Annotated in this window: 12 protein-coding genes and 1 pseudogene; 7 read left to right on the top strand and 6 right to left on the bottom strand. The window is 37.2% G+C overall.

Features of this window, described 5'->3' with window-relative positions; translation table 11 throughout:
* Window positions 1-867 precede the first annotated feature (867 nt).
* Window positions 868-2,661: pseudogene (locus N824_RS14805) on the bottom strand (hypothetical protein).
* Between the two features lie 102 nt (window positions 2,662-2,763).
* Window positions 2,764-3,840, bottom strand: a complete 1,077-nt coding sequence (locus tag N824_RS14810) for a hypothetical protein (RefSeq protein ID WP_048905931.1) — start codon at window positions 3,838-3,840, stop codon at window positions 2,764-2,766.
* A 358-nt stretch (window positions 3,841-4,198) separates the two neighbouring features.
* On the opposite strand from N824_RS14810, the gene N824_RS14815 reads away from it, so the two are divergent.
* Window positions 4,199-6,223, top strand: coding sequence for a hypothetical protein (locus N824_RS14815; protein WP_052334150.1), 2,025 nt, complete (start codon window positions 4,199-4,201; stop codon window positions 6,221-6,223).
* A 9-nt stretch (window positions 6,224-6,232) separates the two neighbouring features.
* Window positions 6,233-7,714 carry an MBL fold metallo-hydrolase gene (locus N824_RS14820; RefSeq protein WP_048905932.1) on the top strand — a complete coding sequence of 494 codons (1,482 nt, stop codon included), beginning with the start codon at window positions 6,233-6,235 and terminating at the stop codon, window positions 7,712-7,714.
* Between the two features lie 1,831 nt (window positions 7,715-9,545).
* Here N824_RS14820 and N824_RS14830 read toward each other — a convergent pair.
* Entirely contained in the window at window positions 9,546-10,118 is a 573-nt protein-coding gene (locus N824_RS14830; protein ID WP_048905934.1) for a peptidoglycan recognition family protein, read from the bottom strand.
* A gap of 102 nt (window positions 10,119-10,220) precedes the next feature.
* Window positions 10,221-10,946 carry a response regulator transcription factor gene (locus N824_RS14835; RefSeq protein ID WP_048905935.1) on the bottom strand — a complete coding sequence of 242 codons (726 nt, stop codon included), beginning with the start codon at window positions 10,944-10,946 and terminating at the stop codon, window positions 10,221-10,223.
* Window positions 10,947-12,274: 1,328 nt separating this feature from the next.
* Here N824_RS14835 and N824_RS14845 point away from each other — a divergent pair.
* The 3 genes from N824_RS14845 (at window position 12,275) to N824_RS14865 (ending at window position 15,837) form a co-directional block, all read left to right on the top strand.
* A complete protein-coding gene (locus N824_RS14845) occupies window positions 12,275-13,252 on the top strand; it encodes a hypothetical protein (RefSeq protein WP_048905937.1) in 978 nt (325 codons plus the stop codon).
* 19 nt (window positions 13,253-13,271) lie between these two features.
* Window positions 13,272-14,294 carry an IPT/TIG domain-containing protein gene (locus tag N824_RS14850; protein ID WP_152542306.1) on the top strand — a complete coding sequence of 341 codons (1,023 nt, stop codon included), beginning with the start codon at window positions 13,272-13,274 and terminating at the stop codon, window positions 14,292-14,294.
* Between the two features lie 1,078 nt (window positions 14,295-15,372).
* Window positions 15,373-15,837: a DinB family protein gene (locus tag N824_RS14865; RefSeq protein WP_048905941.1), complete on the top strand. Its 465-nt coding sequence runs from the start codon at window positions 15,373-15,375 to the stop codon at window positions 15,835-15,837.
* Window positions 15,838-15,857: 20 nt separating this feature from the next.
* Here N824_RS14865 and N824_RS14870 read toward each other — a convergent pair whose 3' ends face one another.
* The gene (locus N824_RS14870) at window positions 15,858-16,928 is read right to left on the bottom strand and encodes a TlpA disulfide reductase family protein (protein WP_048905942.1); all 1,071 of its coding nucleotides are present in this window, start codon (window positions 16,926-16,928) and stop codon (window positions 15,858-15,860) included.
* Between the two features lie 108 nt (window positions 16,929-17,036).
* Here N824_RS14870 and N824_RS14875 point away from each other — a divergent pair, with 108 nt between their 5' ends.
* Complete coding sequence (locus N824_RS14875) at window positions 17,037-17,615, top strand: Crp/Fnr family transcriptional regulator (protein ID WP_048905943.1); 579 nt, start codon at window positions 17,037-17,039, stop codon at window positions 17,613-17,615.
* A 120-nt stretch (window positions 17,616-17,735) separates the two neighbouring features.
* Window positions 17,736-18,473, top strand: coding sequence for an SDR family NAD(P)-dependent oxidoreductase (locus tag N824_RS14880; RefSeq protein ID WP_048905944.1), 738 nt, complete (start codon window positions 17,736-17,738; stop codon window positions 18,471-18,473).
* 38 nt (window positions 18,474-18,511) lie between these two features.
* Here the strand turns inward: N824_RS14880 and N824_RS14885 are convergent, their stop codons facing one another.
* A complete protein-coding gene (locus N824_RS14885; RefSeq protein WP_048905945.1) occupies window positions 18,512-19,339 on the bottom strand; it encodes a glutaminyl-peptide cyclotransferase in 828 nt (275 codons plus the stop codon).
* Between the last annotated feature and the right edge of the window lie 68 nt (window positions 19,340-19,407).

The following is a 19,407-nucleotide window of genomic DNA, read 5'->3' on the forward strand; positions in this document are numbered from 1 at the left end:
GGACACTTGTATTATCAGGGCTAAAATGGTAGGTTTGGGTTGATAGGTATGCCATTGGGATGTCTTATCTTTTTTCGAATACCATGGAATAATACGCTGTTTGTATAGAAATGACAGGCTGCTTGTACAGCCATAGGGTGAGACTAAATTCGTGGTCACTAAGTTCCTGACAACATTTGGAAGTGCCATTTGACTGCTCCATCGCAAACATGCCATGTCGGGGTAGCTTATTTCAAATCCCCTTGAATATATTAGATGAGCAAAAAATTAGCATCAGAGGCTGCTTGTACAGCCATAGAGTGAGTCGAAATATGCACTCGCTAAATTTGATAAATATACAATAGATGGGCTCGCTTGTGCTGTTGTTTATCCTTAGTGACAAACAAAACAATAGTTTTAGAATTCACAGGAGTTACAACACCCCTGCTAATAGCTTGATGGCTTTGGTAGCCCCAAAGTTGAGCTAAAGTCGGTCTATCATACGAATCGCCAACAACAACATTTCTAAAGTCAACATTAATTGCCATCTTTTTGTTTGAATAATTCAAAATTAATGAACTATTCCACAAAACATTGAGATTTGTAAAATCAATTTATTTAATATTCAAGCTGAATAGATTTTGTCATTAGTGCAATTTTGTATTAAAGAAGTAGAGCAATTCATGTCGCCGGAAAATCTGAATATCTATTCGTTTGCTGAATTACAATGATCAATATTTTTCTGCTGTCTTAAACGCTTATTATCTTAAGCTATCTTTTTTCTTTACCACTTGTTCAAAAAAGATTTAAAATCACAAAGTATTTACTAAATGGCTTCCCTTGGCCGGAACTCGAATCCGACAACTTGCGCAGAGGCGCATATTTTACTTAAAACACAAGGTTAGCCATATCTTTAGTATTTTTTTCACCCATTAATTGGGGAATTCTTTTTTTATTTGTCCATTTTTTAACAAAACTTTTGTTCTGCCAATATCCTGCTAAAGTTTCAGGCCTCAACATATCTTTTCTCAATTCAACGGCCGATTTGATTTCCAGTAAATCCTCCCCCTTCAAAAAATGCTCGGCTCTAATAGTGAGGCCCGCCATAAAACTCACAATCCGCTTTTGTTTAGCTATTTCACCTATAAATACACTTCTTTCTTTGTTTTGCAATAATGAGTTTCCCATTTTTTGCTGATAATATAAGCTCGCAATAATCAGTATTTTAAAAGCAGCAAGATATTCCCCGGCAAGCGACAGTTTAAAAGCCTCTTTCTCCAGCACGTAAGACGAATGGGCCAAGCTATACATCGTTGCTTGTGAGTCATCCTTATATAATAGCAGGTCAATTTTTTTGAGTTTTGGTATCATATCCCTAACCTCGTCTTTGCTCATACTTCTCATTGAAGGTGATAGCCCTTCAGAAAAATAATGCAATATCCCTTTACGCTTATTAAGGTAGAACCCATCCTTCAATTGAATGTCATACTTCTTTCTTTTCTTAAACCTATTATAAGTAAGATCGGCGCCTTTCATCAACGGAATGGATCTCGCAATGGAAGGAATAAAAAAAAGAAAATAACTAAATGAGAGACCCAATTTTATGAACTCCCTCCTTTTCATAGAGAAAGCCTGCTCTTGACCGAAAGACGTAGATAGCGCAATCGGCTTTAACCATAGCAAAATCAAAAAAGTACTTAAWSWTMKSWKKAYTWYWMWRAAAACTTCAGGATAAAAATCAGTGAAATCATACATCACAAACACATGCCATGAAGTCCAGGCGACGTAAATCTGCAGAATAATAATAACCAACAAAAGCGTTAAACCAAGAAAATTCACCAATGTCACTGAACTCCATCCTAGCAATGCTTTAAAAATCAAGCGATCTTCATCATTTTTTACTTTAAAGGGCACCATCCATATTGGAAGCTGAAGATCAAGCATTCTCCATTCCTCTAAATTATTGCCAATCTCATTTTTTTTATATCGGTAGATATCCTGCAGATACACAATCATCTTCATACGTGTCAAAAATAGATAGAGCAAAAGCACAAAATTCAGGACTTGCCAGAAAACAAGCCCAGCCGTATATTTCAGGTTGATTGCATTAATTCCAGGTACATTAAATGGGATATCTTTATTTAAAATCCTCTCTCTTTTTACCTCTGCTTCGGCTTTTTTTACCCCCAATTGAGCTAATGCAAAATCCTTAGGGAAAAACAATCCTCTTAATGAATCGCGATAAGCTTTCTTTTCCTCTCCTTTATATTTTTTTAGGGTGTCTAAAAACAATTTAATTGTTTGAAAATTCTTACTTGATTGCTTTGCTTTTCCTAGATTAATTGCGAGCTTATCCATTCTACTATTCAAGGCTGTATCAATACCTTTGGAGGTCTTATGATTCGAGTCAAGCCTTAGCGAATCCATATAGTATTTATATTTATAATCGCCAAAAATCTGTCTGCGTTCTGTCTTCAATTTTCCGTAAAGCGCCTTAAAATAAGCTCCTTCATTAATGGTTGTGACGTAATTCTTTACGTCCTTTTCGTTGGAATAAATAGAAACAAACCAAGTAATAAACAGCGTAATAAGGTAGAACAATGTCCACTTGGTCGTAGCAGAACTCAAGACCTTAAACCTTTCTACTATAATTACAGAATGATCTTTATCAAATGCAGGCATCGTTTTAAAGTTAAATCTTCACTTAAACAGTCTTAAAGAGCTAATACTGATTATCCAGTTTCTTACTTTTTAGCAGATTTCGATCTCAAAATCTATCACCTATCAAATTCCTAATTTTAAATTTGTCAATTCTTTACCCGATTTATCTGTTACAACTAAGTTAAATTCAGTTTTTTCCTTGTCCTCAGATGCTACTGTATATGTGAATTTGATTAATGATGAGGTAATTACGAGGTCAGTTACAGCTTGTCCATTCATTTTGACGATTAAGTTTTTCGGGTCTAAATTTACTCCGGGTATGGTTATTTCATTAGGATGAAGAACATCTATTTTTTCAGGTTTGATATTTTTCTGATGTATTTTCATCGCTGGGTCATGCGCTAGGATCGGATCTTTATTTGGCTTGATGATGACTTCAAAAATATCTTTCAATTTAGACATTGCGATATCGGTAAACAATCCTGTCAGTGCTGCCATTGCTATAATTAAGTTGAGATTGATAGCTTTTGCACTACCATCAGAAAAATCGTTAATGGCTAAGTAAAAGATAACGGCTAATGCTGCGGCAGTGAATGGTTTAACAAAATACCATAAAATCCAGCTTCGATTGAATTTTCTGACACCAATGAATGCTGTGAAAGATTTGGCAATATAGATCATGTTGCCTAAAAATCCTGCAGCAGCAACCAGGATGAGAATTAATGAGTTCAATTGAATAGAACCAGTTTCATCAGTACATTTTGATATTACACAATCGGTTAGCTCTTTTTGTGCTGCTAACTTATCGCTGGCATCTTTGCTTTTCTTGATAGCGTTTGCAAGATCTTCCTTAAATTTTGTCAATGAATCTTCTGGTTGGCCCTTTTGCTTATCCAAAGCTAACTTAGCTGCTTCCTCGGCTTTCTTTGCATTGATATCTTCAAGTTTAAGCTTCTCAACAATAGCTTTATTTTTGATCGCTGCATTCAAACAATCTTCAGTAAGTTTCACATCTTTAATACAAGAGTCGCCAATTAGCTTAACGTGAAATGCCTTGAATTGATAGTTTCGGTTATTTTGAAGTTTATCTGGCCAATAAGCAATAACTATAAGCAAAGCCAGGCTGGTAAAAAAAACCAGAATAATGCCTGCTATGATCCTTTCTGCATTTGTTAAAGGATTATTTTCTTGCTCTTCCATTTTTTATAATAGTTTATTATATCTCGTAGGATAATAAAGCACCAAGCATTATCTTTAAAATAAAATTCATTAATATAATTTAAATTAGAAATAGCTAGTTCTAGCCATTTTTAGCAATTCCGAGCATTAATCATAGCTTTAATTTGTTTCCCGTATTTTACTTGATTAGTTTTATTTCACCTAAGACATTATCTAATGAACGTGTCAAACAACTCTCCATTCTCTAGCGCTGAATCTCTACATTTAAAAGGAGCATTCATTCTTTATCTTTCTGAGCGATTTAACTAAAAAGAAAAACAGCAATCAAAAACAGATAGTCTCGCAGGTCTATTTGCAAACAAACTACAGGAAAATGACGATGAAACAGCCCCCCTTTAGAAAACTACGAGGCTATGCCTTTGATCCAAGTCTGTCGCTTAAAACGGAGACGGTGGAAATTAACAATATTATTTATAAAGTGCTATGGGAAGACAACCTTGAACCTGGCCCAATCGGCGATTACATTGAGGTAGTAGACTACGACCCCACAATAGATGTGTTTTATAAGGCTGTTGATTTGAATGAGCAATACATTCTTGCTCAAGATGGGTTGGCCCCTAGTGAAAGCAATCCTCAATTTCACCAACAAATGGTTTACGCTGTAACTATGCTGACGATCAAAAATTTTGAAAAAGCATTAGGCCGAAAAATCATATGGGCTCCGAGAAAAATAGCGGATGGTAAAAAATATGAAGAGTATGTTTCTAAATTAAGAGTATATCCTCATGCGTTGCGGGATGCAAATGCTTATTATAGCCCACAGAAGAAGGCATTATTATTCGGTTATTTTTCGTCAACACCCGCTGATGAAACGCTCAATATGCCTGATTCGTTAGTTTTCACCTGTTTAAGTCACGACATCATTGCCCATGAAACCACCCATGCTATTCTTGATGGCATGCACAACCAATATAACCAACCAACAAATCAGGATATGCTGGCATTTCATGAAGCATTTGCAGATATTGTTGCCCTATTTCAGCATTTCACTTTTCCAGAAGTTTTAAAACATCAAATCGCTAAAACAAAAGGCGACTTAAACTCTCAAAGCCTATTAGGGCAATTAGCACAGGAATTTGGAAGTGCAATTGGAAGTTACGGCAGTTTGCGTGATGCAATTGGTGAAGTAGATGAGGTAACAAAAATATGGAAGCCTAAACTACCTAATCCGGATGATTATCGAACAATAACAGAGCCGCATGAAAGGGGAAGTATTTTAGTAGCGGCTATTTTCGAAGCCTTCATTACAATTTATAAAAGAAGAGTTGCCGATTTAATTAGAATTGCAAGTGGTGGGTCCGGGATATTGCAAGAAGGAGAATTGCATCCTGATCTTGTAGGCAGGCTTGCGGGAGAGGCTGCAAAAGCAGCAGATCATGTTCTTAGAATGTGTATTCGAGCATTAGATTACTGCCCTCCTGTTGACTTGACATTTGGGGACTACCTAAGAGCAATAATTACATCAGATAGTGACCTTGTGGAGGATGACTCAAGAGCTTATCGACTCGCCTTTATCGACGCATTCCGCAGAAGGGGTATTTATCCAGAGAGCATTAGAACCTTGAGCATTGATAGCCTGCGTTTTCCGGTTGTGAATATCGGTTCGAAGCCTTCAATAACTAAACCACGTAAAAATACAGATACCCAAAGTCTCATTACCATAATCTCAGATTTCCTAAGAAGCTATGGAAATAAAATTAGATATGAAAATAATCGGGAAGAAATCTTCAAGTTGACCAAATTGCACATTAGTGGAGATTTTACAAATCGACGTAAGCCAATACAAGGCCTGCACCAGAGAATTAGCAACAAGTTCTCTGGATCCGAAGAGTTCGCGAGGCTAACAGGGTTGGTTTTTGATCATCATTATGAAGCATTTGGCATCTCCCGGTCAAAAAGATTTGATATGCCCTCTTTTCAAATCCAAAATCTTCGATTAGTTTCGAGAGTAGGTCCAAACGGCAACCAGCTTAACCAAGTAGTATTTTCATTAATACAACGCAATGGCGTAGTGTTCAAAGATGATAAATTTGATAGGTTTTTTGATCTACGTGAGGATACAGATAGAAATGACCCTACTGAAATTTTTCTTGAATTTTGTGGAGGTTGTACACTCATCTTTGATTTAGATAACTCTCAATTGCAGTATGTAATAACTAAACCACTGGTAATACCAGAACTTCAAAATGGTGATACTAGATTAGTGATCAATCGTTCAAGACTCGAAAAACAATATAGGTTTCAATACCAAAATGATGCAGTTGAGCCTAATGAATTTGCCCTATACTTCAGCAATGGAAGTCAGGGAATGACTGAACCATTCGCATTTCTACATCAACATTAATTTACGGACATGGCTAAGATTAAACCAAATATATCTGCTCTGGCAGATAGAGTAAGTATCAGGATGTACTGCATGGGTACTGGTGACTGCTTTGTAATAAAGTTCCTATCAGGTGAGGCTGTCAAATACACCATGATGATTGATTGTGGCAGTTGCCAAGGTAACGCCGGCGATTTCAAACAATACATAGATAATCTAGACGAATATGTCCATCATCATATCGACTTGTTAGTGGTAACACACGAACACAACGATCATGTTAATGGTTTCTCAAAGTGTGCAGATATCTTTGCGCATAAAAACTTCACGATTTCAAATGCTTGGTTTGCCTGGACTGAAAATCCAACCGATCCAAATGGTCATGCAAAAAAGCTAATCGAAGAAAGAGAAAAAGCAAAACAGGCGCTAAATAACGTGATCAATCACTTGAAGGTAACCGAGAACGAAAGAAAAAGCAATTTCGAAGACTCTTCGCACTCCTCAAGATTAATTGATAATGATTTTGCATTTTCTAACGGATTAAACACACTTGCTCAAATTAACTTGTCTGAAGATGTATCGGAAAAAAAGTCCCTTCCGGGTATGACAAAAATCAAGAAGATTCTTACTGATAAAGGCACAAAGATTGAGTACCTAGAGCCAGGGCAAACCATAACCATAGATCAAATTCCTGAGTTCAAGTTTCATATCCTAGGTCCTCCATTTGATAGAGATTCCGTTATTTTTAGTAAGGAAAAACAGGGAAAGGATGTTTTCAAGAACAATTCAAAACTGGAGGCTTTCTCGCTTTCAACTAAAGCATATTTAGATTTAGCAGACACAGTTACTAATGGAAAAGACTTACCGTTTGACCAGGAGCATGTGGTGGTGAATAGTCCAAACACTAAATACAACCTAGACCCACTTTACAACGATACACAAGCCAAATGGAGAAAAATAGATTATGACTGGCTTAGCACTGCCGGTGCTATGGCCATAAGATTGAATAGCCATATTAATAATACTAGCCTCGCTATTGCCTTGGAATCAATAGAGACTAATAAAGTGATTTTGCTACCAGGTGATGCTGAATTTGGTAGTTGGATGAGCTGGCATAAAATAACTAAATGGCAAAAAACAGATATCCAAAAGGTTGGATTTGTTGAAGATCTGTTGAACCGAACGGTTTTCTATAAAGTGGGACATCATTTAAGCTATAATGGAACTGCATTAGAACAAGGAATTGCAATGATGAACAGTGATGAATTGGCGGCTATGGCGACTCTGGATAGACAAAGAATTTCTGTTAAGTGGAAAACTACTATGCCAAACCATCAACTTATGGCAGAATTGATAAGGAAATGTAAGGGCAAACTGTTCATTATGGATGAATTTGAAATTAAAGACGGTCCGTCTAAAACATTAGATCCATTGACGCTCGACAAAAATGTTTATGAAGAAGGCCCGAAAGATGGAAAACTGCTATATAAACAGTATACAGTGACTATATAAAAATCAGAAATAAGCACCAAAATGGGTACCTATTTCTGATCCCACACATTGGTTAAACTGAGAGAGTACCCCAATTGCATTTGACTATAAGCTTGTTCTGAGTTCTTAAGGTTAATGAAATGGTGGTATCTGAAGAATAATCTGCTTCCCGTATCTCTTTTTCCAAAATACATTAGATCTATACTTGGTGAAGCCCAGTATTCATTTTGATCGTTTTTGATCTTAGCACTTCCCTTTAAGCTTACCAWGTGAAAAGGAATTCCCAGTGTAAGTGCAAAGTTGCGACCTCTGGATACAGTGAACTTGGGCTCTATGAACCATTGGTTCATAGTCACAGTTTTAAACGTAGTGTCTATAACTGTTTTAGCTGCATCTTTAAATGAAGTATCGCTGACTTTACTACCTACAAAATTATAGCCTATATTGATTTGCCAGTCATTGATCAAATGTTTTGGATATGGTGAAGGCAAACCCCGTAGTAAGTTCAACTTAAAACCAACTGAGTAATTAGAGCGTTGCAATAGATCTTTTCTGTCAACGCTGTCTTTATTAATTAGCATTGTCCCTTTAAATTTCGTGTCGTATTTAGACAGTCCCCCGATAAACGAAATGAAGTTGCCTGCAACTGTAGCACCATTACGAAAATTTCTGGTATTAGTGATAAACTTCGCTTCAGCTGTAAATTGTGCGATTGCATTAGGCTCACCACTTATTCCTTTAATATCCGTAAAAGCCGATACATTGACATATGAATTTATTGAAGTAGACTCTTTGAGGTAAAATATGTCTTTTCCGTCATCAGATGTAAGTGTGATATCAAAATCGGAATAAGGCAGTTCACTATAAGATTTAACTGGGGTGTAACTGATAACATCATCCAAAAAGACATACATCTTATCTGCTCCATGGTAATATTCCTGCTTCTCGTAAAATAGTTTATCGTCAAACCTTGAATCCATATGAGCAAGATCTATCACCGAATGCTTATTCCTAAAAATGCCTTTGTCTGTTGTCACCACAATCTCAAGCATTATTCCCTCCCTTGCCAAAATATGCACTTTTTTTATACATACTTTGGTAACTTTCAATATGTCACGGTTATTGTCGTATACGAACCCTTTTGCGTGAAACAGAGGATCAGCAATCATTGCCTCAGCCTCATCTCTTCTTTTATTCAACTTTTTATATATTTTCAACGAATCATTCANMWKTATGNTRKMMAMMAMKTSCANTRWWTYKRYWWGKGAGGNGAWKRWYGCTTGAAGTGCTTTAATCTTATTGCTAACACTCGTTGAGTCCTTTTTAAGTGAATCAACACCGTTCTTTAGTTTAGTACTATCTTTTTTTAATTTAGTAGACTGTTTGTCTAAGTCCGCCACATTCTTTTTAAAAACTTTCAGTAGACTATCCTGATCATGCGTTACTTTAGTAAACTGTTCTTCCACTTCTTTAAGTTCCTTGGTGCTTTTGTTGATCTTATCTTGGATTTTGGCAAGCTTTGCTTTTGCCTTTATATCATTTGTTAAGTTTATACTGTCTCTGGATTTGACTAGCTTGCTTAACGCGCGCTGCTCTAACAGTAATTGTTCACTAAGCTTAAGAGACTCTTTTCTACCTGAATCTATCTTGTTTAATGTGGTAACTACCGAAATTGAATCCTTTTTTTGTGATGTTTTAGAAGTATCTGATTGCGCATTCGCAGAAAATACAGATAAAAGTATTGCCACAGATAGAACAAATAGCTTTTTCATAAGAGAGTGTTAAATCAACTACTTAAATGTAGATGAAGAAATTAATTAAGATATATTGTTAGAGAAGCGAGTCATGATACTTATTGATGTACCACTGAATGCTCATTCCCATGTCTTAGCAAAAGCAGTTGCTCTACTTCATTAAGGACATCCACCTTGTTCACCTTTGCACCAGGGCACTTATGTGTTGTTTTTGGATCTTCTTTATGAAGTTTCATTGTATTGGGATTAATGCCAAGAACGGCACAAAGGGTTGCCATAGCTGCTACGGCATTTTCTCGCACTGCAGCTCCTCTCCCTTTGTTAAAGTCTTCTGTAGCATAGTTCCCAAGCATTTCAACGCCTAATGCTATTTTATTCCAAGTTGGTGAATGTATGCCTGACATTGTTAATGGAGTGAAAACCCATATCTTATGGTCGTCGATAAATAAATGCGGACCTGCACTCCATTTTCGATCATCCCGATAATATTTAACCAGATTATCAATATGATTTTTGTTTAAGCCGTTAGGCCTGTTTGCCAATGTAGGCACAGCAGTATTGTGTAACACGATAAAAGAAGGACGCCAAGCATTCCATTGCAAAGCATGGCAATAAGTATCGAATTCTTTGGAAGAAAAACTTAGTCCGACAATAGGTTTCCAGTTTGGCATAGCATTATGTTTTGTCTTATACTAAAGCTACCGGCTCGCTTTCGATTTAAAAATAGCTATCGCTAGTCATTTTACACTAAGGATAAAGCTTTTACTTCAAACCTAAATAATTGCGAAAGCAACTGCAAACTTGATCAGCTGTGACAAACTAGTAACCTCAAGCTTGTGAATGATATTCTTTCGGTGATTGTTTACGGTATGAATAGAAAGGAACAGACAGTTTGCAATTTCGAAACTACTTTTACCTTCAACAATAAGACGGATTACTTCCTTCTCTCGAATGGTAAGCAACACAAACTTATGCAGGTTTTTGCGGATCAATACATCATCCTGCACCAGGTTACTTAGCTTTCTTCCGGCATAACTTAGGGTATCGGCAGGAACAGCAATGTGCATCATTCTTAACCCTTCATCAGGATCACTCGACGGATATAACCTTGAAGTGGTAAAGTACCATTTGTATTCACTATCCTCATCTGGCCTTACACGCTGGAAAAATGAATGTATCTTACCCGCATCGTTTTCCATTGCAAAATGTTGCAGCTCTGACTTTAAGATACTGATCTCTTCGGCAGGGAAAAACTTACTGAAATACGCTGGTCCTAAAAGTTCCAGCTCCTCGCTGCTATGCCTCAGGATATCACACCCATTCTGGTTCATGTAGGTATTGGTCATCCGGCTTAAATCCTGTACCATAACGCTACCGGGGATGTAATCGCCAATATCTTCTATCCTTAAAATGTTACTATGAATGCTGTTTCCTATGGACAACAGCTGAGCCTGGAAACTATGTTCCAGTTCAGATTGGGTAAGAGCTTTTAATCCCATTTGGAGAGCATTTTATAAGGTTAATGATATAAATACATTCAACAGATTAATAGAACTTCTATAAACAAATAAATCTTTTATATAAAAACAGCACAAATTTTATGTAAAAAAGACATTGTGTAAATATTAGTTAAATATACTTTCCAATAAGACACAAAACAATACCCATTAGTAGGTATAATATTTCTCATAATTAAACAAAAAGAAACAAATTGTTCTGATTTTTAAATTAGTGAGAAATTAATTTCACACATTAAGAATGTGATTTGAAGCTAAAAGCATTTGAAATGATCAATAGGCACTTGGGATATGGTTTTATTGGGCCTGATTAAAAGTAAATACACAAAACAAGTCTATAAAAAATATAAACTTTTAGTTTAATTAATCAATTATATTTTCTAAATTCATACTTATAACCATCTCACCCTCAAGCGATAATCATGGAGCGCNAAAAAAAAATCAATACTGATACAGGTAACGATAAAGCTTCATTTAGCTGGATAATCATTAGTGTAATAGCGTTTCTAATTTGTTTAGCAGCTTCTACCATTCTAATCTTTTTTGGCAAAGAATTAAACGACCTGGGGATAGCAGGCAATTTTTACTATATAATCCTTATTCCGCTCGGATTCAGCTGCGCTGCATTCTTAGCCGGAGCAATGAAATCGTACGCTTCATTTAAATCTAATGAATCTTTACCCTATGGTAAACTGAACCTGTCTGGCCCTATAGTAATTTTCTGCCTTGTGGTTGGAGGCGGTTTCATTATGCCCAATTTTGGCAAAGAATCAAAGTCCTTTGATTTAGAATTGAACATTGTTCGTGAGGATAAACCAAATGAGTTGCTGAATGAGGGAAAAATTTCAGTACGTATTCCAAAGGGTTATAAGCAAATAGAAGATATTCATGATGGCCAGGCCATATTTAAGAATATTCCAATGTCTTATTACAACAAGAAAATAATAGTTGAAACAATTACCGGAATTTACGAGATATCTGATACCGCTAATAGCTTTAAATCTAATGATGAAAATATCAAGATTGTGCTAAAGCGAACCCAACAATCATTACAAACAAGGATCAGGGGATCAATTGTCGACAACAACGATGGGCCAATAGCAAACGCGCTACTAGATTTTGGGAATGGAACTGCAACTGGCCTTACAGACTCAAATGGCAATTTCAATTTAGAATTGCCTGTGCCTCCGGGCGAAAGAATTTACTTAAAAGTAATACTAAATAACGTAGTTAAGTTTGAAGAGCCTCTAGTAGTTGCATCCGACACTCCTGTTAATATCAAACTTCAGTAATTTTTAGATACAACCATCATGAAACACTTATCTAAAACAGCAATTTGCCTGGCATTGCTGGCACTCTCTGCACACACATTTGGACAAAGAAAGTTTGTTGGAAGGCTTCTGGATGCCAATAGGAAACCTGTTGTTGGAATGAGTTTAAGGGTTGTTAATATTGGAGTGGCCAAATCGGGAACTAGCGGCAATTTTGATGTATCTATACCAGAAAATTCGGATGTAGTGACTTTAGAACTGGTAGGAAGTAAATTAAGTATTATTTATCCATTCGGTGGAATAGCAAAGGTTCCAAAAAATAAAGACGAGCAAATAGAATTTTATATAGGAGAATCGCCTACAAACCTGTTGACAAGAGCGGTTGCTAAAAGCAACAACGAAATGAAGGAAAACCTCTCGAAACTTGGAATTAAATCTGATGATATGCTATCCACTCTTAAAAGCTACAGAGAAGCCGTGGAGAAACTGATAGATATAAAACTCGACAATCTATCCGCCGAAGAAGAACTGGATAATCAGAGAAAGGACTTTTACCCTACCCTATCAAAAGCAATAAACAATTTCATTAATGAGGCAAAAGACCTAAAGGATGCCTTTAAGTTTAGTACGGATCATGCATTTGATGATCCACAGGCACTGGAAATATTAACAAGATCAATAAACAGCTATAACGACGCCTATGAGGAAATTAATAAAAATCATAGCAGTTATGAAAAAAATGTAAAGGACTACTGGGCAAATGAATCAAAGGAAACCGAAGTAAAAGAATGGTTTAACTACGCCTTAGGCGAGTTGCACAGTTCTAACATTTTTATTTTAAATCTAAAGATCAAAGACATTAACGACTATAACACTGCAAATTTGAACAAAACGGAGAAGAAAGCACTCCGAACGAGGGTATTACATGAAATAGAGGTTATAGACCTCCAATTAGATAGAAGGCTCCAGGAATTAGATAAAAGAGCTGAAGTATTATTAAACAGGTTAGCGAATTAGTTCATTAAAATAAATGAATATGAAAAAGTTAAACAACAATGCCCTAAGGGGGTGTTTAGTATTATTTTTTATCCTTGTAACAGTAGTTCATTTTAATTGTAAAAAAACGAAGAAAAGCAGCACTCCGCCGACAATAAGCGCTGTGGATCCTACATCAGGAATTATTGGTGATGCGGTTACAATAAAGGGCAGTAATCTGGAAGGTGTAGATAACGTTTATTTTAATGGAACAGCTTCGAAGATTATAAATTTTTCTGGCACCGAAATAAATACCGTTGTGCCTGCAGGCCTTGCTGATGGAACCGCAAATATCACCGTACGCAGCGAGGGCGGCACATCAAACCAGTTGCCATTTCTGGTTATTAAAACACCGGTTAATGTTGATGTACTCCCGCCAACGCTTAGCCGGGTATATCCTGCAGTGAGCTATAATGATTATCCTGTTTTGGTTTATGGAGATAACCTTTCTGGAACTATTAAGATAACATTTAACGATAAGGACGCCGTTATTTTTACGAATAATAAAAAAATCATTACCACTACAATTCCAAAAACCCTTCCGGCAGGCAAGGTTACCGTAAAAGTAACTACTACAAAAGGTACATCGTCAATAGACCTCCAAACTCTGGGCGTTCCTGCTACCCCATCTACCGCCAATTTCTCAATTGTAAGCGTTCCACCTCCTAATTATGTTCCTTCTATATCTAATAATTGGGATTGCGGACTGTTTTCGCGCACTTCTGAGGATGACAAATTTGTTTATTTTGTGGACCTGAACACAGATATAGACGGGAACGGTGTTAATTACAATGTTACTGGGAAATATAAATACACTTACAATAAACAGGCTGGATACAATACCGAGAATTATATTGAAATTATAGATCATGCTGAAAAGGATACACTGGTAGGTCAGTTTTCTTCTAAATTCAATAATCCTTGTGTATTGGAAATGGTGCTTATGTCTTCCAAAACCAAAAGAATTAGTATCTGTCGGTTTGATATCCGATCAAATTTTCCGGATGCCAATTGTGATAAATAATTTAGTGATGTAAAAACCGAATATTGACATTATAATTATTGAATACTGCATAGTTTTTACCTGCAATATTAGCAGCGTAATAGCTATTGATGAGAAGGTTTTTATAGATCTGGTATTGAATTCCTGCACCAGCTTGACAAAAATATCGGCTATATGACCATTTGTTGTTTTTTTCGAATCCGGGAACGTAATTTATTAAAACGAAAGGCANCCGKWWWAYKTGRWMKGAWRTNNCWAACMKAYASTGCCAATGGCGAATAAAATGTTGCTACAGCATCGCCTTTTTTAAAGGCATATTGCAGACCTAATTGGGAGAAGACAGATAAGTACTTAGTAACGGGGGTATTGTAGAGTAGCTGTGTTGCAAAATAGCTTTGGTTTAGCCCCAAAACATTTGTTTTGCTTTCTTTTATGGATAAGCCAAAAATTAAGCTGCTTTGTAATGTTAGGTTATAGTTTTTACTGAATGGTCTCCATCTAACTCTTGGGCCAACACCAGAAATAGCACTTGCATATTGACTTCGACCGGATACGTTAGGATCAAAAACTCTAAAAATTGAGCTATTCCTATCCTGATCAATTCGCCCCATTATGGTGTTTATATCTAATCCGACATTTACCCTGGATTTTTTTGAAATGCCATAGGTGACTTGTAAAGTATTGAATAAGTAACTTTGCCGAAMRYTTANWATCTRKWWGTTCTCCTTCGTTTTCTCTGTATCGATTTGCTGAATTTAAAGAAGAAAAAAGATTGAATTCCCATTCTCCTTCTTTTATTAGCACGGAAGAGACTGCAGGGATAAAAGTGTAGTTAGACAATGAGTCTTTCAATCGTTTATACTCCTCTTCAAGAACATCTTGACGGTTAACCGAATCCTTCTTTTTGTCTTGTGATAATGCACATCCAACAATCAGTTGAAATAATAGCAGCAAAATAGAATTGAGCCTCATAATTCTACGATTAAATTATCACCACATTGTTGATACAATATACGTTTTATTTAAATTAAAACACTGAAAAACAAACAGATAATAAATTAAATCAAAAACATTTCAAAAAGATGATGGTTATGCTATTATGGAAGCAATAATCTCATCATTACTTGAATTGCTTGATGAACTATACGTTGGTCCGGCAAGCAACTACACCTGGGTGATTGATAGGTTCCCTGGTCATGGTTTTACTAAAGCAATTGAGCAGATCGATGCCGAACAGGCTTCGACACCTACTGTTGAAGGTGGATCAACCATTGCAGCGCACACTGAACATTTAAGATGGAGTATCCGCGTGGCCCTCGAATTTTTCGACGGAAAAATGCCTTCGCCCGATTGGGCCGAAAGTTGGAGAATCCGAGAGGTGAATGACCAGGAATGGCAAAAATTACAGCAAGAGCTGCTGAGCGCCTATGAGGATCTTAGAAAAGCGATTGCACAAAGGAAAGACTGGACAGGTCAGCAATTCAGACAAGGCACACTGGCCCTAATTCCACATGCGGCTTATCATCTGGGCGCGATTAAACAATTGACTATTGCGACAAGTTAAAATTGCCTGCAGGGGCACAATTAATTACTCGAGAAAAGTTCATCAAGCTTTTGCTTAAGTTCATCGCCCCTTAGGTCTTTAGCTATAATTTTTCCTTCTGCATCAATAAGAAGCGATCTGGGTATGCCAAATATTCCAAAATAGGAAGAAATTTCATTTTTCAATCCCTTTAGGTCAGAAACCATTGTCCATGGCATCTTATCTTCTTTAATGGCATTTTTCCAGAGTTCAATATCATCGTCGAGAGACACACCCAATACAGTAAAATTCTTGCCTTTATATTTATTGTAAGCCTTCAATATATTTGGATTTTCAGCCCGGCATGGTGCGCACGAACTTGACCAAAAATCGATAAAAACATACTTTCCTCTAAAGCTCGCGAAATTTACAGGCCGTCCTTCAGGATCGTTTTGAATAAAATCCGGAACCTTAGCCCCCATTCTGCTCCTTTTACCAATTGCGAGTGCGCTGGCGATTTCTTTGCCTTCAGGGGATTCCTGTATAGTTTTACCTAAAAGATTAAAGGCCAGAAGCGCTTCATCATAATCACCCATACTTGCCCGTCGTGCCGCGATATCTGAGCTTATTACATGCATGGGATTTGACTTGATATATGCATTCTCCCTTTCAGTCCACATCTTCGTTACCTGAAGCTGCTTTTCTCGGAGCGCCGGTTGTTCATTGGCTGGTGCATTCGAAATAGCTTTACGGATTGAATCTCTTTGTAGTTGTAAATCTTTGAATGAGCGACTATAGGCTATCGATTCATCATATGTTTTAGAACCAATTACAACAACGCTATCTGGCCTACCCTCAATACGAATGTTTCCTGGTTCAATAAAAAAGGGAAAAGAATTCTCTGGCAGGAAAAGCATGGCTTTACGTGGCCCCGATAACTTCTTGGACCAGGTAAACTTTCCATCAGTAACATGTATTGTGTCTACCTTATACCCTTCGGAAGTATTATAAACAAATTGAAGTTGGTTTTCAGTTAAACCAATGAGGTTTCCTTGTAGGGTAACAGTTTGTGCCGGAACTATGAGATGTAAGCTCAACAAAGCAACAATTACGAGATACGTTTTCTTTAACATGCTTTTTTATTCAATTTACTATTTTTAGTGTAAACTTCTGTTCATTGATTCGAAAACTATAACATTTCAAAAAGATGATTCTTAACTTAGCACAAAAAATATCATCTAGTGTTCGAAGTTTTTAAGGCATATGTACGCCGACAAACAACTATTAGCGACGAGGAGCTTGCCATACTGGAAAGCCATGCCAAGTTCAAAAAACTGCGCAAAAAACAATACCTGCTGCAGGAAGGCGATGTATGTCGCTACCATTGTTTTATAGCTAGTGGCCTAATGCGTACCTATTCGGTTGATGGTAAGGGCAACGAGCACATCATCCGCTTTGCTACTAAAGACTGGTGGATCAGCGATCGCGAAAGCCTGCTCTTCGGTGTACCTTCTAAATTTAACATTGATGCCATTGAAGAATCGGAACTGATCCTGTTCGACAAGGATGAGATGAAGGTGGCCATGGAAACTGTGCCTGTTTTTGGTCAGCTGGTTACCGATATTTTGAACAAGAGCTTTGTGATAAATCAGAACCGGATCCATGAAGTGATCAGCAGCACTGCAGAAGAGAAATACCAGAACTTTGTAAAGCGCTATCCTGATTTCGCCCTGCGTGTACCGCAAGCCATGATTGCCTCTTATTTGGGCATAACACCCGAAACACTGAGCCGTTTACGCAATCCCAAACCTAAGAAGTAGGCCTTTCGATTGACATTTGTCAATTTTTTTCTTACCAAACCTCATCGTTTTGAGGACTGAAAATTTTCCAATTTTGCTTCGTCAGCCGGGTGAACCACTGACCAAAAAATAAGCAAAATCATGTCACATAAATTAGAGAACAAAGTAGCTGTAATAACTGGCGCAACAAGCGGAATGGCTCTGGCTACTGCCAAATTATTTGTAGAAGAAGGTGCCTATGTATATATCACTGGCCGCAGACAGGAACAATTGGATGCCGCGGTAAAACATATTGGTAAAAATGTAACGGGTGTCCGTGCTGATTCAGGGAATCTGGATGATCTTGATCGTTTATACGATATGGTTAGAAAAGAAAAAGGCCATGTAGATGTATTGTATGCCAGCTCTGGTGTTGGGCATTTCGGTATCGGCATTGATGCCATTACGCCCGAAGAATATGACCGTGTATTTGACATCAATGTTAAAGGAACCATTTTTACTGTACAGAAAGCACTGCCGTTATTGTCTGAGGGTGCATCTATCATCATGACAGGTTCCATCGCCAGTGTGAAAGGTTTCTCTGGGATGGGTATATATAGTGCCAGCAAGGCTGCTGTCCGTTCGCTGGCCCGGACCTGGACGCTTGACCTGCAGGCCCGCAAGATCCGTGTAAATGTACTTAGTCCGGGTTCTATTGATACTGCCACCTTTGATGGCGTACCTCAGGAAATCCGCGATTCATTTACAGAGAAGATTCCGATGGGCCGTTTTGGCACTTCTGAGGAGATTGCGAGCACTGCCCTATTCCTCGCCTCTAGCGATTCTACCTTCATTACGGGTATAGAATTGTTTGTTGATGGTGGTACGGCACAGATTTAAGGTATTAGATTGTTACGTCAGATTTGTGGCGTAACAATCTATTTGCTAATTGTTGAAAATTCAATTTCATAAATCTTTGGCCAAAGTTTACCCGTAATCAGTACCCTCTTAGTTTTGGAGTTATAGGCAATTCCATTAGTTTCCTGAGCTTTGGGGTTGATTCTTATTGCACTGTCCTTAAGCATAGTTAAATCGACCTTACCAATCACTTTTCCATTTGCCGGATCAATCTTAACGATCTCATCTTTCGTCCAAACATTGGCGTAAATGAAGCCTTCTATGTATTCAAGTTCGTTTAGGTTTCGTAATGCATAGCCATTCTCTGAAACCGACAGCTTTTTGATAATTTGAAAGTTAGCAGGATTAACATAATTAAGTACTTCGGTGCCATCGCTCATAATTATATTGGAACCATCGGTGGTTAATCCCCAGCCCTCTGTGTTTGTAAAAGTATATTGCCCTAACTTTTTAAAAGTTTGCGCATCGTATACAAAACATGTTTGATTTTTATAGGTAAGCTGAAAAAGCTTGTTATTTAAGAACACTATGCCTTCTCCAAAGTAAACGCTCTTATCAAGCTTAATCTTCTGATCAATACTTCCATTTGCAAGATTAACGATCCCTATAACAGATTCTGTTTCTGGAAACTCTTCTGGTGATCCTGTACTTTCGTACAAAGATCCGTTGTGAAATAAGAAACCTTCTGTAAAAGCATTTGTACTATGAGGAAAGCTTGACTTAATAGTATAATTAATTTCGGGTGTTGTAGCTGCTACGGGCTGTTCTTTATCTGAAGAGTTTCCGCTACAAGCTATGATTACCGTTAGCAATAGAAAATATAATAGGTTCTTCACTAAATTTTTCATGATTATAAAGATATATGGGCGTTACTGTATTTCCGAAATAAATATTTATATTTCAGTACGCAATCTCA

It is taken from the genome of Pedobacter sp. V48 (assembly GCF_000523515.1).
Taxonomy (GTDB): domain Bacteria; phylum Bacteroidota; class Bacteroidia; order Sphingobacteriales; family Sphingobacteriaceae; genus Pedobacter.

What these genes read in the sequence shown, in the direction of transcription:
- N824_RS14870 (WP_048905942.1), bottom strand. Translation starts at nt 16,928, where the DNA reads ATGTTAAAGAAAACGTATCTCGTAATTGTTGCTTTGTTGAGCTTACAT.
- N824_RS14850 (WP_152542306.1), top strand. Translation starts at nt 13,272, where the DNA reads ATGAAAAAGTTAAACAACAATGCCCTAAGGGGGTGTTTAGTATTATTT.
- N824_RS14885 (WP_048905945.1), bottom strand. Translation starts at nt 19,339, where the DNA reads ATGAAAAATTTAGTGAAGAACCTATTATATTTTCTATTGCTAACGGTA.
- N824_RS14835 (WP_048905935.1), bottom strand. Translation starts at nt 10,946, where the DNA reads ATGGGATTAAAAGCTCTTACCCAATCTGAACTGGAACATAGTTTCCAG.
- N824_RS14880 (WP_048905944.1), top strand. Translation starts at nt 17,736, where the DNA reads ATGTCACATAAATTAGAGAACAAAGTAGCTGTAATAACTGGCGCAACA.
- N824_RS14865 (WP_048905941.1), top strand. Translation starts at nt 15,373, where the DNA reads ATGGAAGCAATAATCTCATCATTACTTGAATTGCTTGATGAACTATAC.
- N824_RS14830 (WP_048905934.1), bottom strand. Translation starts at nt 10,118, where the DNA reads ATGCCAAACTGGAAACCTATTGTCGGACTAAGTTTTTCTTCCAAAGAA.
- N824_RS14845 (WP_048905937.1), top strand. Translation starts at nt 12,275, where the DNA reads ATGAAACACTTATCTAAAACAGCAATTTGCCTGGCATTGCTGGCACTC.
- N824_RS14820 (WP_048905932.1), top strand. Translation starts at nt 6,233, where the DNA reads ATGGCTAAGATTAAACCAAATATATCTGCTCTGGCAGATAGAGTAAGT.
- N824_RS14815 (WP_052334150.1), top strand. Translation starts at nt 4,199, where the DNA reads ATGAAACAGCCCCCCTTTAGAAAACTACGAGGCTATGCCTTTGATCCA.
- N824_RS14810 (WP_048905931.1), bottom strand. Translation starts at nt 3,840, where the DNA reads ATGGAAGAGCAAGAAAATAATCCTTTAACAAATGCAGAAAGGATCATA.